Annotated in this window: 18 protein-coding genes; 9 read left to right on the top strand and 9 right to left on the bottom strand. The window is 62.6% G+C overall.

The annotated features are described in order from the left end of the window. Positions 1 to 20 precede the first annotated feature (20 nt). Both BM110_RS03495 and BM110_RS03490 read left to right on the top strand, forming a co-directional pair. Positions 21 to 680 carry a FadR/GntR family transcriptional regulator gene (locus tag BM110_RS03495; RefSeq protein WP_093512395.1) on the top strand — a complete coding sequence of 220 codons (660 nt, stop codon included), beginning with the start codon at positions 21 to 23 and terminating at the stop codon, positions 678 to 680. After that, positions 670 to 1935: a CynX/NimT family MFS transporter gene (locus BM110_RS03490; RefSeq protein WP_093512393.1), complete on the top strand. Its 1266-nt coding sequence runs from the start codon at positions 670 to 672 to the stop codon at positions 1933 to 1935. Before BM110_RS03495 ends, BM110_RS03490 begins: the two co-directional genes overlap by 11 nt. A gap of 37 nt (positions 1936 to 1972) precedes the next feature. On the opposite strand, the gene BM110_RS03485 is transcribed toward BM110_RS03490, so the two are convergent. From BM110_RS03485 to BM110_RS03445, 9 genes are all read right to left on the bottom strand, one after another. Next, positions 1973 to 2623 carry a DUF1120 domain-containing protein gene (locus BM110_RS03485; protein ID WP_093512391.1) on the bottom strand — a complete coding sequence of 217 codons (651 nt, stop codon included), beginning with the start codon at positions 2621 to 2623 and terminating at the stop codon, positions 1973 to 1975. A 10-nt stretch (positions 2624 to 2633) separates the two neighbouring features. After that, positions 2634 to 3254, bottom strand: a complete 621-nt coding sequence (locus BM110_RS03480; RefSeq protein ID WP_093512389.1) for a DUF1120 domain-containing protein — start codon at positions 3252 to 3254, stop codon at positions 2634 to 2636. Between the two features lie 10 nt (positions 3255 to 3264). Then, positions 3265 to 4392, bottom strand: coding sequence for a DUF1120 domain-containing protein (locus BM110_RS03475; RefSeq protein WP_093512387.1), 1128 nt, complete (start codon positions 4390 to 4392; stop codon positions 3265 to 3267). 11 nt (positions 4393 to 4403) lie between these two features. After that, a complete protein-coding gene (locus BM110_RS03470; protein ID WP_371914780.1) occupies positions 4404 to 6866 on the bottom strand; it encodes a fimbria/pilus outer membrane usher protein in 2463 nt (820 codons plus the stop codon). A gap of 81 nt (positions 6867 to 6947) precedes the next feature. Then, a complete protein-coding gene (locus BM110_RS03465; protein ID WP_093119657.1) occupies positions 6948 to 7685 on the bottom strand; it encodes a fimbria/pilus chaperone family protein in 738 nt (245 codons plus the stop codon). A 2-nt stretch (positions 7686 to 7687) separates the two neighbouring features. Continuing rightward, the gene (locus tag BM110_RS03460) at positions 7688 to 8317 is read right to left on the bottom strand and encodes a DUF1120 domain-containing protein (protein WP_071488599.1); all 630 of its coding nucleotides are present in this window, start codon (positions 8315 to 8317) and stop codon (positions 7688 to 7690) included. A gap of 87 nt (positions 8318 to 8404) precedes the next feature. Next, complete coding sequence (locus BM110_RS03455; RefSeq protein ID WP_092240889.1) at positions 8405 to 9028, bottom strand: DUF1120 domain-containing protein; 624 nt, start codon at positions 9026 to 9028, stop codon at positions 8405 to 8407. A gap of 35 nt (positions 9029 to 9063) precedes the next feature. After that, complete coding sequence (locus tag BM110_RS03450) at positions 9064 to 9687, bottom strand: DUF1120 domain-containing protein (protein ID WP_092240891.1); 624 nt, start codon at positions 9685 to 9687, stop codon at positions 9064 to 9066. Between the two features lie 37 nt (positions 9688 to 9724). Further along, a complete protein-coding gene (locus tag BM110_RS03445; RefSeq protein ID WP_092240893.1) occupies positions 9725 to 10360 on the bottom strand; it encodes a DUF1120 domain-containing protein in 636 nt (211 codons plus the stop codon). Positions 10361 to 10895: 535 nt separating this feature from the next. On the opposite strand from BM110_RS03445, the gene BM110_RS03435 reads away from it, so the two are divergent. The 7 genes from BM110_RS03435 (at position 10896) to BM110_RS03405 (ending at position 17740) form a co-directional block, all read left to right on the top strand. Further along, the gene (locus tag BM110_RS03435) at positions 10896 to 11633 is read left to right on the top strand and encodes a response regulator (protein WP_256572925.1); all 738 of its coding nucleotides are present in this window, start codon (positions 10896 to 10898) and stop codon (positions 11631 to 11633) included. Positions 11634 to 11829: 196 nt separating this feature from the next. After that, complete coding sequence (locus BM110_RS03430; RefSeq protein ID WP_092240897.1) at positions 11830 to 12462, top strand: response regulator; 633 nt, start codon at positions 11830 to 11832, stop codon at positions 12460 to 12462. A gap of 320 nt (positions 12463 to 12782) precedes the next feature. Next, positions 12783 to 13325, top strand: a complete 543-nt coding sequence (locus BM110_RS03425; RefSeq protein WP_256575342.1) for a DUF1120 domain-containing protein — start codon at positions 12783 to 12785, stop codon at positions 13323 to 13325. Positions 13326 to 13421: 96 nt separating this feature from the next. Then, the gene (locus BM110_RS03420; RefSeq protein ID WP_092240899.1) at positions 13422 to 13892 is read left to right on the top strand and encodes a nuclear transport factor 2 family protein; all 471 of its coding nucleotides are present in this window, start codon (positions 13422 to 13424) and stop codon (positions 13890 to 13892) included. Positions 13893 to 13929: 37 nt separating this feature from the next. Then, positions 13930 to 14202 (top strand): GIY-YIG nuclease family protein, encoded by a 273-nt coding sequence (locus tag BM110_RS03415; protein WP_071488606.1) that lies wholly within the window; start codon positions 13930 to 13932, stop codon positions 14200 to 14202. 75 nt (positions 14203 to 14277) lie between these two features. Further along, positions 14278 to 15213, top strand: a complete 936-nt coding sequence (locus tag BM110_RS03410) for a glutathione S-transferase family protein (protein WP_093512381.1) — start codon at positions 14278 to 14280, stop codon at positions 15211 to 15213. A gap of 109 nt (positions 15214 to 15322) precedes the next feature. Next, positions 15323 to 17740: a TonB-dependent siderophore receptor gene (locus BM110_RS03405; RefSeq protein ID WP_093512379.1), complete on the top strand. Its 2418-nt coding sequence runs from the start codon at positions 15323 to 15325 to the stop codon at positions 17738 to 17740. Positions 17741 to 17785: the final 45 nt, after the last annotated feature.

The following is a 17785-nucleotide window of genomic DNA, read 5'->3' as shown; positions in this document are numbered from 1 at the left end:
TGGACGAAAGCGCGGAGCCCATGACAGACATCGTCCCTTTGATCAAACGCTCCCTGGTCGACCAGGCCCTGGAACAGTTGCGCCTGCGCATCACTGAAGGCCGGTGGGCCATCGGTGAGCGCCTGCCCACCGAGCCCGAGCTGTCCGCCGAATTGGGCATCAGCCGCAACACCGTGCGCGAGGCCATGCGCGTATTGGCGTTCTCCGGCTTGATTGAAATCCGCCAGGGCGATGGCAGTTACCTGCGCTCGATGACCGATCCGCTGGGCACGATGCGGGCGCTATCCCACTGCACCCTGGAGCAGGCGCAGGAGACGCGGCAGATTCTTGAAGTGGAAGCCATCGGGTTGGCCGCCATGCGTCGTACCGAACAAGACCTCATCGCCTTGCGCGAAGCCCTTGACACCAGTGGCAAGCTGTTTCACGGCGACCTTGAGGCCTATATCAGCGCTGACCTGTTGTTCCACAAGCATCTGGTGGACGCCGCGCACAATCCGGCACTCAGCGAGCTGTACCAGTATTTCTCGCGCATCGTTGCCGCCCAGTTGCGCCAGACCCTGAACATTTCACCGCGTCGCCAAGCGGTGTTCGACCTGCACACCGCCTTGCTCGACGCCGTGGAACAGCAAAACCCTGAACGCGCCAAATCCCTCTGCCGGCAGTTGATCAATGAGCCTTGAAACCCAGCGCAAAACCGAATTCGAAGAACTGCTGATCGACGCCGAAGCCGATGACGAGGTGGTGCAGCACACGCCATCGCCAGTGAGCCGCCCATGGTTGTTGCTGCTGGGCCTGGTGCTGGTGGCACTGAACCTGCGTCCGGCACTCTCGAGCATGGCGCCGTTGCTGGCCGACGTCTCCGCCAGCCTGGGGCTGTCGGCAGCCCGGGCCGGTCTGCTGACCACGTTGCCGGTGTTGTGCCTGGGCCTGTTCGCGCCGACCGCTCCGTTGCTGGCGCGCCGCTTCGGCGCCGAACGGGTGGTGCTGGGCATCCTCCTGACCCTGGCTGCCGGCATCATCCTGCGCAGTTCATTTGGCGAAGCCGGGCTGTTCGTCGGCAGCCTGATCGCCGGAGCGAGTATCGGCATCATCGGCGTACTGTTGCCGGGGATCGTCAAGCGTGATTTCCCCCGGCAGGCGGGCACCATGACCGGCGTCTACACCATGGCCCTGTGCCTGGGGGCGGCATTGGCAGCCGGCGCTTCGGTGCCCCTGAGCCATTACTTCGGCGACAGCTGGAGCATCGGCCTGGGGTTCTGGGTCTTGCCGGCGTTGGTAGCGGCACTGGTCTGGTTGCCGCAGGTCGGGCACAAGCACGGTGCGCACCACGTGGCCTATCGCGTGAAGGGCTTGCTGCGCGACCGGCTGGCCTGGCAGGTGACGTTGTACATGGGCCTGCAATCGTCCTTGGCCTATATCGTGTTCGGCTGGTTGCCGTCGATTCTGATCGGCCGTGGCCTGAGCGCCACTGAGGCCGGGTTGGCGCTCTCGGGTTCGATCATCGTGCAGCTGTTCAGCTCGCTGGCGGCACCGTGGTTGGCGACGCGGGGCAAGGATCAACGGCTGGCGATTGTGGTGGTGATGCTGCTCACCCTCGGCGGCCTGTTCGGTTGCCTGTACGCGCCGCTCGACGGCCTGTGGGGCTGGGCGATCCTGCTGGGCCTGGGCCAGGGCGGCACCTTCAGCCTGGCGCTGACCTTGATTGTGTTGCGCTCGCGGGATTCCCACGTGGCGGCCAACCTGTCGAGCATGGCGCAAGGCTTTGGCTACACACTGGCGTCCATGGGGCCATTGGCGGTGGGTGTGCTGCATGACTGGACCGGCGGCTGGGGCGCCACCGGCTGGGTGTTCGCTGTGATCGGCCTGGGGGCCATCATCGCAGGTCTCGGCGCCGGCCGAGCACGCTATGTGGGCGTGCTCAGCGAGCGGGTTTGATCTGCGGCCTCGAGGTAACGCAGGGGCTGCGTACGGCCTACAGGTACACCACTTCCAGCGTCGCGGAGCCATCCATCGGCGTTTCCACACTCAGGTCGAGGTTCTGCTTGGCGTTGATCACGGCTTCCAGGGTCAGGGTGCTGGTCAGGTTCTGGATCGCTGATGGGCCGGCGGTGCTGCCAGCCACATCGGTAAAGCCCAGCAGGCTCCTGGAGCCGATATCGATGGGGTTGCTGTTGGATGTACGCCACGCCACCCCACCCGTGGTCGACTCGGTGCCATAAGTCACCGGCAAAGCATCGGCCACCGTTTGCTTGGGATCGAATTTCACCGAGTACACGCCAATCTTGTTACCCGCGCTGTCCAGGCCCAGGCCGTAGTAAATCTCGCTGTTGACGTGAGCCGAGCCGTCGCGGTTGTCGTGCATGCGCAGGGCATAGCGACCGGGGGCGTTGCAACTGACGGTCAGGGTCAGTGACTTGAGCGGCAGCCGGGTGCCCGTGGCCTGGTTGAGGTCCTGCCGGGAGATCTTGCCGAAGTCGATCAACCCACCGCCGGAAAACGCCGGGGTGCAGGCCATGGGGGTGATCAGGCCACCCACGGTCAGTTCCACCGTGGACGCGGCCTGGGCGGTTGAAATACTGGCCAGCCAGGCAAGGGCGGCCACGCGAATCAGTGAGGCGTTCATGGTTCAGCTCCTATAAGTACTTGATGGTCAGGGTCACCGAGCCTTCGAAGGGCACTTCTTCGCTCAGTGGCAGGGTGTTGGCGGGGGCGAGGGCTGGCACGACGTGCAGTTGGGCGGTCAGTTGCTGCACAGGTACTGGAGCGAATACGTCTTTTGGGGCAAATGCGGTGAGGAAGTGGTGCGAGAGAATGCTCGTGGGGGACCAGGACGAGGACGCCGTCGAGCCAATCGGTATCATCTCAACGCCGTCGGCCAACGCGGTATCGAGGGTCAGCAGCAGGAAGCCGAGCTTGGCGTTATTGCCGGTCAGCCCCAGGCCGAATGAGTTGGGTGAATCGTTGTAACTCGAGCCGAGGCGATTGTCCCGGGGCTCAAGGGCCAGCAGCGTCATGGCTTCACAGGTGATTGCCAGTTGCAGGCTGGTGGCGGGCAATAGGGTGGGTCGATCGCTGTTCAAGTCTTTGGCGGCTATCTTGCCCAAGTCATACACGCCGCCCTCGGACAATGCGGGCGCGCAGGCGCTGGGCGTGATCAGGCCGTTGATACTCAGCTCGACGGTTGAGGCGGCCTGGGCCTGTAGCATGTGGGCCAGCCACACGCAGGCGGTCAGTCGGATCAGTATCGCTTTCATGGTTGCGTTCCTATAGGTAATGAATTTCGAGGGTGCCCGCGCCGTCGAGGCGTACCTCGTTGCCCAGGTCCAGGGTGCCCAAGGGCGCAATGGTCGCTTCCAGGCTCAACGTGGCGCTGAGGTGTTGAATGGCAGTGGGTCCCCCGGTACTGCCGGAGGTGTTGCTGAACCCCAGGTAGCGATTGGCGCCTACCGCAGTGATGCGTGCGCTGGCGCTGCTCCAGGGCAGGCCGCCGGTGCTGGAGAAGGTGTTGAAGACATGGGCGAAGCTGTCGGCAGCGATGTGCGACGGGTCGAACAGCAGGCGATAACGCCCGATTTTCTGGCGGCTGGCGTCCAGGCCCAGGCCAAAGGTGGTTTCATCCGTGGCGCCGGTTGCCGAACCCTGGCGGTTGTCCTGCATGCGTATGGCAAAGGTCGTCGGTGCATCGCAGGTCACGCTGAGGGACAGGGGCCGTGGCGCCAGAAGGGTGTCCTTGTCGATGGACAGGTCGCCGATCGAAAGTTTGCCCAGCTCCACATGGCCGCCGTTGGACAGGGTGGGGGTACAGGCGGCCGGCGCAAAACGTGCCTGCCAGTGCAACTCGCGCGAGCGCCCGGCGGCGAAGGCGTCGAACAGCCCGGAGGTGTCCCAGGTGACTGCGTCGCGTACCCGGGCGGCATCTTCGTTGGCCCAGGCACTGGCCTGCAGCTGTAGCGACAGGTTGCGCCCGGTCACCGCGACGCCACCACGCATCGGCACCACGCCGTGGTCGGGCTGCCAATTCAGATGGCCAGCGACCACCGATGGCGCCTGCCCCGGGCCTGCAATCAAACCAAGCTCGACCGTTTGACCGTCGAGCACTGCATCGCGCACTTGCAAGCCGTAGCTGCCGCGCTCGGTGAAGCGAAAGCGCCCAGGGCCCGCGCCCAGCCCACGATAAAACACACTCATGTCGATAGGTTGCGGGCAGTTCAACGTCAGGCTCAGTTGTCGCTCTCCCAGCAGGCGCTCGGGGGCGGGCACCAATGCCACGGCGCGGTTCATCAAACCAAAGTCCATGTGCGTCTGGCTGAGGTTGAGTTTGCATTCGTCGGCGGCCAGGGCGTGGGCGCCGAACAGCACGCCCATGACGTACAAGACAGGTTTCAGGCCCATGGTCACAGTCCTCATGGTTGGTGGCACCGGGCGGGTGCGGTTTCGTAATACACCTCGGGGTCGACGTCGTCCGCCAATTCGTAGCTCAGGCGGCAAGGCGCCTGGCCCGGGGCCTTGATCCACAGAGGACGCGGGTTGAGTACGTCGGGCAGGAAGACTTTGCTGTCCTCCTGCACCAGAGTGATGAATTCACCGTCGGCGGTGCTGACGGTCGCGCCGCGCGGCAACGGCTGACCGTTGTCGGTGGTCACGTTCAATAGCGCGCGCCGGGTGAGGGCGACGCCGAATTCAACCTTGTCCACCGCGCCGCGCCCGGCGGAAATCACCGCCAGGCCGTTATGGATATCGGCGTTGCGCGGCAGTGAGCGCGTCTGCACTTCCACCGGGCTGCGGCCGTAGGCGTTGAGTTGCGGCACAACGGCCTGGCCTTGCCAGTCGGTCCACACCGGGCCGCTGGGCGTTGCCACCTTGATCCCCGCCATCTCGCCCACCGACATCACGGCAAAGGTGTCGCGTACCGGATAGGGCGAGAAGGTCAAGCCGTCGCCATGCACCACCACGCCGCCACGGGCGCCGCCCTGGTAACTGGAGTACTCGTCGTTGCTGCGGGTGTAGTTGAAGTCCAGTTGGCTGTACCACGGCAGGGCCGAGACACCGATCGAAGACTCCACCTCGCGGTCGCGGCTGTCATGCTCCACGCCCATGCGGTAACTCAACTGGTCGTTGAGTTGCTCGTTCAACCCCACGCCCAGGCGATGCTCACCGCCGGCCCTGCGCGCCCAAGTGCGGGCGCGACGGTTTTCACCCAGCGGCAGGCTGATGTTCAGGTAAACGCTGTCATCGTTTTGCTGGCGGCCGCCCACCTGCCATTCGGCACTGGCGGACACCGACACCCGGCCAAAACTGGTGCCCCAGGACGCCAACGCGCGGCTGCTGCTTTCACCGTTATAGGCCGCAGTGCGCGACACGCCGGCACTGAACGCTCCCAGCGCTGGATGCGCCCAGGACGCGGTGAGGCTTTGCTGATCGCGATAGCGCGAGCGCTGTTGGTCGCGACTGTTGCCGACGAAGGTTGAGTCCTCGAGGTCGCGATAGCCCTGGGAGCGCCACGAGCCGGCAGTGGTCACCGACCAGTTTTCACTCAAGCGCTGGGACCAGGACACGTCCGTCTGGACGCCACGCTCACGCCCCTCGTGGCTGGCCTGGGCCGCTTGCGCCGAGACCTGCAATTGGCTGTCCTGCCAGGGCAGCCAACCCAGGTTGATGCCCGCCGATCGATAGTCATCGGCCATCAGTGCACCGCCGCCGAGGCTGACTTGCGGATGGATCGCACCACTCCACCCCGCGCTGACCACCCAGGGCTCGGTGCCGTCACTGTCGCCAATCTGCCGCACGCGGCCCGCCGCCACGGAATACCCCGGCGCCGGCAAGCCCAGCCCGAGCATGGCGGCAGGCACCGTAAAGCGGCGTTCTTCGCCGGTGGTTTCCTTGATGGTGACTTCCACGTCGGAGCGGCTGTTCAAGCGGCGCACATCCGTCAGCGCGAACGGCCCGGCCGGCACCACGGTGGAGTGAATCAGCGCACCGTTCTGGCGGACTTCCACCTGGGCCGGGCTGTTGGCGATACCGTTGATCGTCGCGCCCTGATTCTGGTCTTGCAGTGCGGTTTCGGTCAGCACTTGGGCACCGGTGATCTGCGTGCCCGCCAGCACCGGGTTGTAGAGGCTGATCTGGCCGGCCTGGAACACGGCCTGTTGCTCGGCAAAGGTGCGCTGGGCATAGGCATCCAGATGAGTGGTGCGTGAGCGGCTGTCTTGCCAGGTCTTGACCTGGCGGCTGCGTACGATCCAGTCGCCGGCGTTGAAGCCGACTTCGGTGTTGGCTGAGCCGAAGCGGCTGGTGGCGTCACCGAACTCGTTATGCAGGCCCGTGAGGTCATAGTTGAGCAGGCCGGCAAAACCACCGGTCTGATAGCCGGAGATATCCTGCCGGGCGGGGCGCAGTGCGTCGGTCGGTACCACCAGGGCCAGGGTCAGGCTGGCCGGGTCTTGCTCGATGACGGTTTGTCGGTAGCGCTCGAGGAAACGATGGCAGCCTGGGGTCTGGACTTCATCGGGCACTATCAGGTTGGCCGCATCCAGCAGGGCCCGGCTAAAGCAGAGACTGCCCTGGCGGTCGAATTCCACATCCACCCGCCCACGGCGTTGGCCGTTGACGCTCAGGTTGACGGCATGCCTGCCCGTGGCAAAACGGGGCGTTTGCAGGAGCAGGTTGGCCAACTCCGGATCGATGCCGCGATGGGACAAGGTTTGGGGGTCGAAGGCGCCGGCAATCAGGTTGTCGCTCGCCCAAGCTGCCTCGTATGGCAGTGAACCACCCAGGGTCAGCGCCAGCCCTGCCAATAAGGTGTGCGCGCGGCGTGGTGAAACGGCGGGCACGGCTTGGCCGCGGCGATCAGTCATTACTGTGCTCACAAGGTCATTCTCAGCTGTGGGTGGCCTGCTGACTCTGCGGTTCAGTCAGGCCCTCTGGTGGCGTTGGCAGGCCACTCTTTTTTATAGGGTGATCGGTGCTTCGTAGGGCGCCACGGCAAAGCCATACACCGTGGCCGGTTGCAGTTGCACGCGACTCGCGCCGCTGCCGGTGGCCGTCACGCGCAGGGTTTCACCGGGCAGCACGTAGGTACGCGGCAGCAAGGCCGAACCGTCGCCGGGCAACAAGCGCAACTCCTGAGCCAGGCGTACCACATAGGCCGTGGGGTTGCTGACGCTCAATTGGTTGTTCTGCAGGCGCCACTCCAGTCCGGTCCAGGGTGTGCGGTTGGGGGGCAGGCCCTTGGGGTGCAGAATCACCGGCAGGTTCTGGCGCACGGTCACGCCCACCCGTGCGTGCCCGGCCTGGGCCGCCGAACGGCCTTGGGGCATGCCTTCGAATATCACCCGTTTCAGGCGCTGGGTTTTCAGCGGTTGCGGCGATTGCAGAATGAAACGGATCAATTGGCTCTTGTTCGGTTCCACCCGGGCCAGGGGCGGGGTCACGAACAACAGCGAGGCTTTGTCCTCGGGGATGTCTTCAAGGGTCACGTGCAACAGCGCCAACTTGTCGTCGGTATTGGTCACGGACACCGAGGCTTCGCCGTCCGCCTCGTTGACGATGACCACCGAGGTGTCGGGCACCATGCCGTCGGCCAGCACCCATGATGGGCCGGCGAACGTCAGGGCCAGTGCGCCGAGGTAGAGGCCGGCGTAGCGAATGGCGGTGAAGGCGCGGGTTGAAAAGGGCAGGGGGGACATGGCTACAGATACCTCAGGTCAAGCACGATGGAACCGTCCAGAGGGACTTCCTGCTTGAGGGTCAAATAGGCGGCCGCATTGATCGACGTATTGACTTGCAACGTGGCCGCGATCTGGCGGTGGGGTTCCGGCACCAACGTGCCGGGGTGAGCGAACCCCATGTAATTGTTCGGGTAGGCATTGCTTTCCGGGAACCAGGTCAGGCCCTGATTGCTGGACGCCAGCACCAATACGCGCTCGCCGTCGCCCATCACGTCGCGAAAGGCAATGGACACGGTGCCGAGTCGTTCGGTGGGCGCGTGGACGTTATGGCCCAGGCCATAGTAAAAGCCCGGGCCCAGGGATGAATCGGCGCGATTGTCCAAGCCCACCAATACAAACAGCACTGACTCGTTGCAGCTCACATTCAGGTCCAGGGCCTGGGTGGGCAAGACGCTGAATTCGTATTGGTTGAGACTGCGTGCCGGCACCAATCCGTGGTCGACGATGCCGTTGGCCGACAGCGTCGGTGTACACGCGCTGGGGGTGATTATCCCGGTCACATTCAATTCGGTACTGGAGGCCGCCAACGCTGCGGGCCCGCTACAGAGCAGGCAAAGCATGGCAAGAAGGCGTGAAGAGGTGTGCTTCATGGGGAGGTTCACCGGTTGCCTGGTTCTTCGTTTCAGTGCAGGGCACAGGCAGGTCTCATGACCTGCCTGTGTGCGTTTCGAGTGGGCTTAGAGGTAGCGCACCGTCACGGTCACCGAACCGTCAATGGCCACCTCGTTGGTCAGCGTCAATTGGCTGGAGGGGGCGATCTTGGGGCTGACCGTCAGGTCCGAGGTCAGCACCTGCACCGGGATGGGCGTGTCGACGGCGGTGTCGGCCACCGAGATCAGGTTGTCGGGCGTCAAGTTGCGCGCAACGACCCAGGTGACACCGCCGTCGACCGAGGTGATCGGCCGCCCCTCCACACCATCGGCAATCGGCGTGTTCAGGCTCAGGCCCATGGCCCCGAGCTTCTGCGTACCGTTGATCAGGCCCAGGCCGAATTCCGTGATGTCGCCGCCGTAGTTCGAGCCGGCACGGTTGTCATCGGCGTCCAGGGCCATGAGGGTAGCCGCATCACAGGTGACGGTCAGTTGTACGGTTTGCTCGGTGAGGGGCGTTACCTGGTCGACATTCAAATCCTTGGCGGAAATCTTGCCGTAGTCCACAGACCCGCTATTGGACAGGGCTGGAGTGCAGGCACTGGGGGTGATCAGGCCCTTGACGGTGAGATCGACGCTGGAGGCCGCGAAGGCGCTGGCGCTACCGGCCAGCAGTACGCTGGCGAACAAGGTATTCAAGGAAAGTTTCATGGTCAGGCTCCATATAAAGGGCAAGGGAAAAAGGGTTACCAGTACTTGAGTTGCAACGTGGCACTGCCATCGATCGGCAGCTCGTCCAGCAGGGTCAGGTCGCGGGCCGGGGCGATGATGGTGAAGGCCCGCAGGCGAGCGCTGAGCTCGGTGATGGCAATGGGGGTATAGGGGGCGCCCGCGGCGGCGAAGGCGGTGAGTGCGGCGTGCCCCAGGTAGGACGACGGCCCCCAGCTGGCACCGCCGTCCCGCGACATGATGGCCTGCACCGGTGTCGAATCCGCCACGGGTTCGAACAGTCCGAGCGCGACGCTGCCCAGCATCTGGTCATCGTTGACCACTCCCAGCCCGTGGAACACCGGATTGATGGCCGACGTTCCGCCACGGTTATCGACGGTGGTCAGGGTGAAATGCGTGGCGCCCTCGCAATGCACATCCAGTTGCATTTCACCGGGGAGCAAACGGGTCGGCAGATCGATGTCCAGGTCCCGACCGGTCAACTTGCCATGATCGACGACGCCCTCATTGGACAGGCTGGGGGTGCATGAACTGGGCGTAATGGTGCCCGAGACATTCAGGTCGGTAGTGCTGGCTGCGAAGGCTGCGGGAGCGCAGGTACTCAGTAACAGGGCAAGTGTGGCGCAGGTGTTTCTGTCCATCGGCACGGGTCCTTGTGTGAAGGGAAAGCAGTGGGGCTTACAGGTAGCGCAACTCCAACGTGGCGGAGCCGTCGAGGGGTTGTTCCTCGGTCAGGGTCAGGGTGCTGGTGGCGGCGATGACCGCGTAGATGCGCAGGTCGCTGCTCAAGGCGCGGATCGGGATTGGCGCCCAGGTCCCTGCGGCCTCAGTGCCGAATCCGGCCAGGCGGTCGCGGGTCCATAACGCGTTTTCGCTGCTCTGCTGCCAGGTGGCACCGTTGTCCCTGGATGCGAGGGTGGCGACCTGCACGCCGTCGGCGGTGGCGTTGTTCAGGCCCAGGTCAAAGGCACCTACCCGTTCGGTCTGGTTGATCAACCCCAGTCCATAGGAGGTCGGGCCGCCGATGGAGCTGCCGTCGCGGTTATCCAGGCCGATGAAGGCATACAGCGTGGCGGCTTCGCACTCCACGCCCAATTGCAACGTCGCGGGCGGCAACGCCTTGGCGCTGTGTTCGTAGAGATCGGCGGCGGATATCTTGCCAAAATCGACCACCCCGCCGCCGCTGAGCGAAGGGGTACAAGCGCTTGGCGTGATCAGGCCGGAGACGTTCAGGTCGGTGCTGCTGGCAGCCAGCAACGGGGTTGCAGTGGTCATCAGCAAGGTAGTGAAGAGCAGGGCATATTGGGCTTTCATGTGAACAGCGCATTCCTGGGCAAAGTGTTGGCACGAAGGGCAGTCAGTGGCTTGGGCGGGGCGCTGGCGTCGCGATATTGGAGGGATGTTGTAGGCGGCGACGCGCCTCTTGTTGCCTTGAGCCGGGACATATTTAACGCCCGTTCCCCTGGGGGCTGGAATGCAACAATTACGATAATGGCGCTGCCTGATACCGCTGCGATTTGCTGTTGGAATGTGCAGATCAACATGTAAGGAAAGTGGCTTAGTCGTAGTTGTTGTATCGCTCAAACTCATTCGTTCGGATATTTTTCGCGCTCTTTTTTAATCGATCCGGCTTCTTTTGAATGAAGCGGAATGTCTTTGCGCGAAAAGTTCGAGTGAAATCGTCTGACAGGCCATAAACCTTTTCAGGCGTCTCCTTGCGCCAGGTAAGCCTGGTGAGCTGATCGCTCTGCATGAGGTTGTTATGCCGGGCAATGCTCCACGTCGTTATTCACGAAAGGCTTCGCCCCCGGCTGATGTTCCCGCCCACTGGCAGCAGGCCCGGGTCCTGGTGGTCGATGATCATGCAACCTATCGATTGCTGGTCGGGTCATTGCTGCAGATGCTGGGGGTCGCTCACGAAGCCTGCGGCGATGGCCGCATGGCGCTGCACGCCTTGGAGACGGGGCATTTTGACTTGGTCATTACCGACTGCCGAATGCCGGTGATGGATGGCTTCGCCATGACGCGTGAATGGCGTCGACGCGAGTACGGCAAGAGCCGGCCTGGTATCCCCATCATTGCCATGACCGGACGCCTGGGGCCGGAAGAGATTCGCCGTTGCCTGGAATCCGGGATGGATGGGTGGCTGGTCAAACCCATCAACCTGGGCCAGTTGCACGAGTTACTGACGCAGTGGCTGGCGCCGGCGCCGTTGCTCTGCGCCCGTGGCCGGCAACCGCAGTCGCCGCGTCGTCGACGGGAACGATTCCCTTCCCGTGACAGCCTCATCGCGACCTTTGGCTCCTGGTCGGTGGTAGAGGCGATGTTGACAAGCCTGCTGCGAGAGGCCCGCGACGACTTGGAAGTGCTGGTGCAGGCGCGTATCAGCGGCGACGCCACGCTGACCTCGCAGCGCTTGCACCGACTGGCGGGCAGCGTGGCGTTTCTGGGAGCGACGGTTTTGGAGCGGCGGGCCGCGGTGTTGATTGACCGGGTACAGGCCAATGGGGTGGGAAGGAATCGGCAGGCATTGGAGCGATTCCACCGCGATGTCGAGTGTTATCTGCAGCGGTTGCATCAACTTTAAACTGAGATGCTTGTAAGAAGTTTCTTTGCTGATATGTAGGATTTATCTGTATGTAATTTCCTTTTGTTTTGTGGGTTAAATGCCGACTTCCAGCGACGTGGGGGGTAACGCGCAATCACCCAGTTATTTCAGGTTGTTACATGAGGCAGAGCGCGCTATTTTGCGTAAATTCAAATTGCCATCACGGATAGTGTCGATGATTCGCATAATTATTGCTGACGATCACCCTATAGTTCGGATTGGGCAAAAAGTGGTGATCGAGGCAAGTGGTAAATACAAAGTCGTAGGAGAAGCCAACGGGCCGGATGAGTTGTTGGCACTGGTGAGCGGTATCCCGTGCGATATCATCGTGACCGACTTTGCGATGCCAGGGAACCAACAGGCAGATGGGTATGGCTTGTTGGGCTTGTTGCATCGGCAATACCCCAAATTGCCGGTGATTTTGGTGACGATGTTCGCCAACGTTGTGACGCTGCGCGAAGCGTTTGCCCATGGTGCGCGGGCAATCGTGGCCAAGAGCGCGTCGGCGAGGGAGCTGCCCCTGGCTCTGCGGGCGGTGGTCGAGGGGCGTACTTTTGTCAGTGAGTGCCTGCGCCTGCAGATGGAGCAAGCCGACTTGGCGCATCCGTCCCAGCCGCAATTGTCGGGCAAGGAGCGGGAGGTGGTCAGAATGCTCGCCAGTGGCATGACTGTCAGCCAGATTGCCGCACGGGTCAACCGCAGTATCTCGACCATCAGCAAGCAGAAAAGCACGGCCATGCAGCGTTTGTGTATCTCCACCGATGTGGATCTTTTTACCTACGCACGGCAAAGCGGCATGGTGCCTTAGTTGGTGTGGATAATGGATAAGTTGCAGTTTTGTTACAGGCTTGATGGTGATTCGTATTAGTTGTATGGGGGGGTAAGCGTTGGCAGGTTAGTGTGTGTTCATGTACCCGATAGTTATAAATCGGCGACATAAAATACCTATGTCCAACACTGAGCTGAATACAGAGCAGCGTCTTGTTATAAGGCAAGATGCAAGTATCTGTATTGGCTTGAATGCGAGCACTTGAATCAATGAAATACTCACTGTCCCTTATTTCCTCCGTACTCCTGATCACGGCGAGTTCGAACTTGTTTGCCGCGTCCACCATAGACCTGAGCGTCGTGGGTACATTGACCCCTTCCGCCTGCACGCCAGCACTGTCACGCGCAGGAGTGGTCGATCATGGCAAGATTTCCATCGGCGATCTTTCTTACGACGCTTACCTGCCTGAGGCCACGCTGGCGTTGAGTGTCAACTGTGAGGCCGCGACATTGATGGCGGTCAAGGCCACGGATAATCGGTCCGGCAGTGCCTGGTTCGGTAGCGATACCGATGCGGTGTTTGGTTTGGGTTTCTACGGCGGGACCTGGCGCTTGGGCGGGTATCGCTTGATGGTGAAAAACGTCCAGGCCGACGGTGCCGTGGCCCCGGTGATCGAGTCCGTGGATGGCCAGACCTGGTTTCCCATCTCGCAAGATCAAACCTGGCAACCGCTCTGGATGCGCTCTGTAGGTGCGCCCGGTGAAGTCGACGCCATGCCGGTGCCGGTCCAGAACCTGGCGATGGACGTGATGGTACAGACACGGGTCAGAAAACCCAGGGGCGCCATCACCGAAGAGATCCCGCTGGACGGCAGCGCCACCCTGGATATCGTCTACCTCTGACGCACCCTCGTTTATCCATCGGGTGAATGAACATGGTGTTTCCAGGCGCCGCGGATTATCGTGCTGGCCTTATGCCGATAATTGCGGAGCCTGTTCATGAGTGATGCCCACAACGCCTTGATCACCGAGTTCTACAGCGCGTTCCAGCGCCTGGACGCCGAGGCCATGTCGGCCTGCTACACCGACGATGTGGTCTTCAGCGACCCGGCCTTCGGCGAACTGCGCGGCCGGGATGCCGGTGACATGTGGCGCATGCTCACCACCCGCGCCAAGGATTTCTCCCTGACCTTCGACAATGTGCGCAGCGACGACCGTAGTGGTGGCGCTCACTGGGTGGCGACTTACCTGTTCAGCGCCACTGGCAACACAGTGGTCAACGATATCCAGGCGCGCTTTGTGTTTCGCGACGGCAGGATCTGCGAACACCACGATCACTTCGACCTGTGGCGCTGGTCGCGCCAGGCCTTGGGCACCAAGGGGTTGTTGCTGGGGTGGACGCCGCTGGTGAAAAACGCCGTGCGTGCCCAGGCGCGCAAAGGCTTGAAGGCATTCCAGGCCAGTCGTTGATAAGCTTGGCAACTCCTATGCCTTGCCGAATCGATCCGTGAATACGCCTGACCCCAAACCCTGGTTCGTCTACCTGGTGCGCGCCGCCAATGGCTCGCTGTACTGCGGCATCAGCAATGACCCGGTGCGCCGGTTCGCCTCGCACCAGAGCGGCAAGGGTGCGCGGTTTTTCCTGTCCAGCCCGGCGGTGGCGCTGGTGTACACCGAGCAATGCGCGAGCAAGGGCGAGGCCCTGCGTCAGGAACGGCTGATCAAGAAGTTGAAGAAGAGCGCCAAGGAGTGCCTGGCGGCAAGTGGCTCATTGATTTGACTGATGAGTTCCCATCATGCCCGCGCCAGGGTTTGCAGGCTAAGCTAGCGATTCACTTCTCTCGCGGAGCCTGGCATGTCTGAGTTGATCCTCCACCACTACCCGCAGTCCCCCTTTGCTGAAAAAGCCCGGCTGTTGCTGGGCTTCAAGGGTTTGTCCTGGCGCTCGGTGCATATTTCGCCGGTGATGCCCAAGCCAGACCTCACCGCCCTGACGGGCGGCTATCGCAAGACCCCCGTGCTGCAAATCGGTGCCGATATCTACTGCGACACCGCGCTGATCGCCCGGCGGCTGGAACAGGAAAAAGCCGCTCCGGCCCTGTTTCTCCAAGGCCTGGAACTGGTCACCCAAGGCTTCGCCGCCTGGGCCGACTCGGTGGTGTTCTCCCATGCGGTGGCGCTGGTGTTCCAGCCGGAATCACTGGCGGTCAAGTTCGCCAAGGTGCCGCCGGAAATGCTCCAGGTGCTGGTGGCGGATCGCAGCAAACTGTTCAGCGGCGGCACGGCGACTCGGGTGCAATTGGATGTAGCCAAGCATCAATGGCCGGCGATTGTTGGCCGCATCGATCAGCAACTGCAGCACCAGGCCGGGGATTTCCTGTTCGGCGAGCCGTCGATTGCCGACTTTGCCCTGGCCCATCCCCTGTGGTTCCTCAAAGGCTCTTCAGTGACGTCGCCTTTGGTAGACGCCTATCCCGCCGTTGCCGCCTGGTTGGATTGTGTGCTGGGTTTCGGCCACGGTACCTCCACTCAGATGAGCGCCGAGCAAGCCCTGGACGTGTCGCGCAATGCGACGCCGGCTGCTCTGCCCGAAGAACTGTTTGAAGACTTGAACGGCTTCAAGGCAGGCCAGCAGGTGACCATTTCGGCGACCGACTACGGCACCGACCCGGTCGCCGGCGAACTGCTGTTTGCCGGGCGTGAAGAACTGATCCTGCGCCGCACCGACGAGCGCGCGGGCACCGTGCATGTGCATTTCCCGCGCATCGGTTTTCGCATCCAGGCGCAGTAGGGAAAAATATTTGCAAATAAAAGTGAGGTAAAACCACCGCGCAACCGTGTAGTGCTTGAAACTGCGATCTATTCGCATTAACAGCGTTTTCTACACGGGTTCTCACAGCATGAAGTCAGCGGCGGGCGGTTGGGTTAAACAGTGGCTGGGAGCCTCGGTATTGGCGGTATCGGGGCTGGCGGTGCTGCCCTTGAGCATGGCGCAGGCACAAGAGCAGCAAAGCGCCCAGTTCACCTTTGCCCTGGCAGCCAAGCCGCTGCCCCAGGCCCTGAGCGATTTCAGCCGGGTCACCGGGATCAGCGTGATCTACACCGACGAAGCGCCCTACAGCATCAAAGCCCCGGCGGTCAGCGGCCAGATGAGCGCGATCCAGGCCCTGCAGCGCCTGCTGGGCAATTCCGGCCTGACCTTCCGCCAGATCGACGCTCGCACCCTGGCCCTTGAGCCGGTGCCCACCGAAGGCGCGGTCAACCTCGGCGCCACCACCATCAGCGGTGCCAGCCAGGCCCAGGACAGCACCAGCTACCAGCCACCACCCACCAGTTCGGTGATGCGCTCCCATGGCCTGCTGCTGGAGACTCCGCAAACCGTCAACGTGGTCCCGGCCCAAGTGCTGCGCGACCAGACCCCGCGCAACCTGGATGACGCCCTGGGCAATATCAGCGGCATCACCCAGGCCAACACTCTGGCCAGCACCCAGGACGCGGTGATGCTGCGCGGCTTTGGCGACAACCGTAACGGCTCGATCATGCGTGACGGCATGCCCATCGTGCAGGGCCGTGCGCTGAACGCCACGGCGGAGCGGGTCGAAGTGCTCAAGGGGCCGGCGTCGTTGCTGTACGGCATCCAGGACCCGGGCGGCGTGGTTAACATCGTCAGTAAAAGGCCTGAACTGGTCCAGTCCACCGCCCTGACCGTACGCGGCTCCACCTTCGGTGACGGCAAGAACGGCAGCGGCGGCAGCCTCGACACCACCGGCCCGATTGGCGACAGCGGCCTGGCCTATCGGCTGATCGTCGACCATGAAGATGAAGATTACTGGCGCAACTTCGGCACCCACCGCGAGAGCCTGATCGCGCCGTCGCTGGCCTGGTATGGCGACAGCACCCAACTGCTGTTCGCCTATGAGCACCGCGAGTTCCTCACGCCGTTTGACCGTGGCACCGCCATCGACAAGTCCAACCACCCGCTGGACATCCCGGCCACACGTCGTTTGGATGAACCGTTCAACAACATGGAAGGTCGCTCCGACCTTTACCGCTTCGAAGCCGACCACGACCTGAACGACGACTGGAAAGCCCACTTCGGCTACAGCTGGAACCGCGAGACCTATGACGCCAGCCAGGTGCGCGTCAGCGCGGTAAACACCAACGGCACCCTGACCCGCAAGATGGATGGCACCAAGGGAGCGATCACCACCGACCGTTTCGCCACTGCAAGCCTGGAAGGCAAGGTCAATGTGTTCGGCCTGCAGAACGATGTGGTGTTCGGCCTGGATGATGAGTACCGCAAGATCTACCGCGCTGACCTGATCCGCCAGAATTCGCGCGGCACCTTCAACTACAACAACCCGGTGTATGGCAACGAAGTGGCGGGCACCACCGTCAGCCCCGCCGACAGCGCCCAGACCGACCTGCTGCGCAGCGACTCGCTGTTCTTCCAGGATGCGATTCACCTCAACGACCAATGGATTTTTGTCGCCGGTGCGCGCTACCAGATGTACGACCAATACGCTGGCAAAGGCGTACCGTTCAAGGCCAACACCAACGGCAATGGCCAGGCCTGGGTGCCGCGTGCTGGGCTGGTGTACCGCTACACCGATGAGTTGTCGTTCTATGGCAGCTACACCGAATCGTTCAAGCCCAACTCCACCATTGCTGCCTTGGCCGACGGCAGCACGCTGACTGGCGACCTGACGCCCGAGAAATCCAAGTCCTGGGAGCTGGGGGCCAAGCTCGACATCCCTGGGCGCATCACGGCCAGTGCCGCGTTGTTCACCATCGACAAGCGCAACGTGCTGGTATCGGTCGGTTCCGGCGCGAACACTATCTACAGCATTGCCGGCCAGGTGCGTTCCCGCGGCCTGGAACTGGACGCCACCGGGCAACTGACCGACAAGTGGAGCCTGATCGGCAGCTACGCCTACACCGACGCCGAAGACATCAAGGACAAGGACCCGACCCTGGAAGGCAACCGCCTGCAGAACGTGGCCAAGCACACCGGCTCGCTGTCGGTGGCCTATGACTTCGGCAACGTGTTCGGGGGCGATCAGTTACGGGTGGGGACCGGCGCGCGGTATGTCGGCGAGCGTGCAGGCGATGCCGCCAACGATTTCACCCTGCCGGGGTACACCGTGGCGGATGCGTTTGCCACGTATGACACCAGGATTGACGGGCAGAAGGTCAAGTTCCAGCTCAACGTGAAGAACCTGTTCGACCGCGTCTACTACACCTCGGCGGCCAGCCGGTTGTTTGTGTCCATGGGGGATGCGCGTCAGGTGTCGGTGTCGAGCACCCTGGAGTTCTGATGCGCCTATTGTGTGGCGAACTGGCTTCCGTGGTGAGCAGGCTTC

The organism is Pseudomonas sp. NFPP28 (assembly GCF_900115535.1).
Taxonomy (GTDB): domain Bacteria; phylum Pseudomonadota; class Gammaproteobacteria; order Pseudomonadales; family Pseudomonadaceae; genus Aquipseudomonas; species Aquipseudomonas extremorientalis.
Note: the sequence above shows the minus strand (reverse complement) of the source record. Positions and strands in the feature narration are given on the sequence as shown.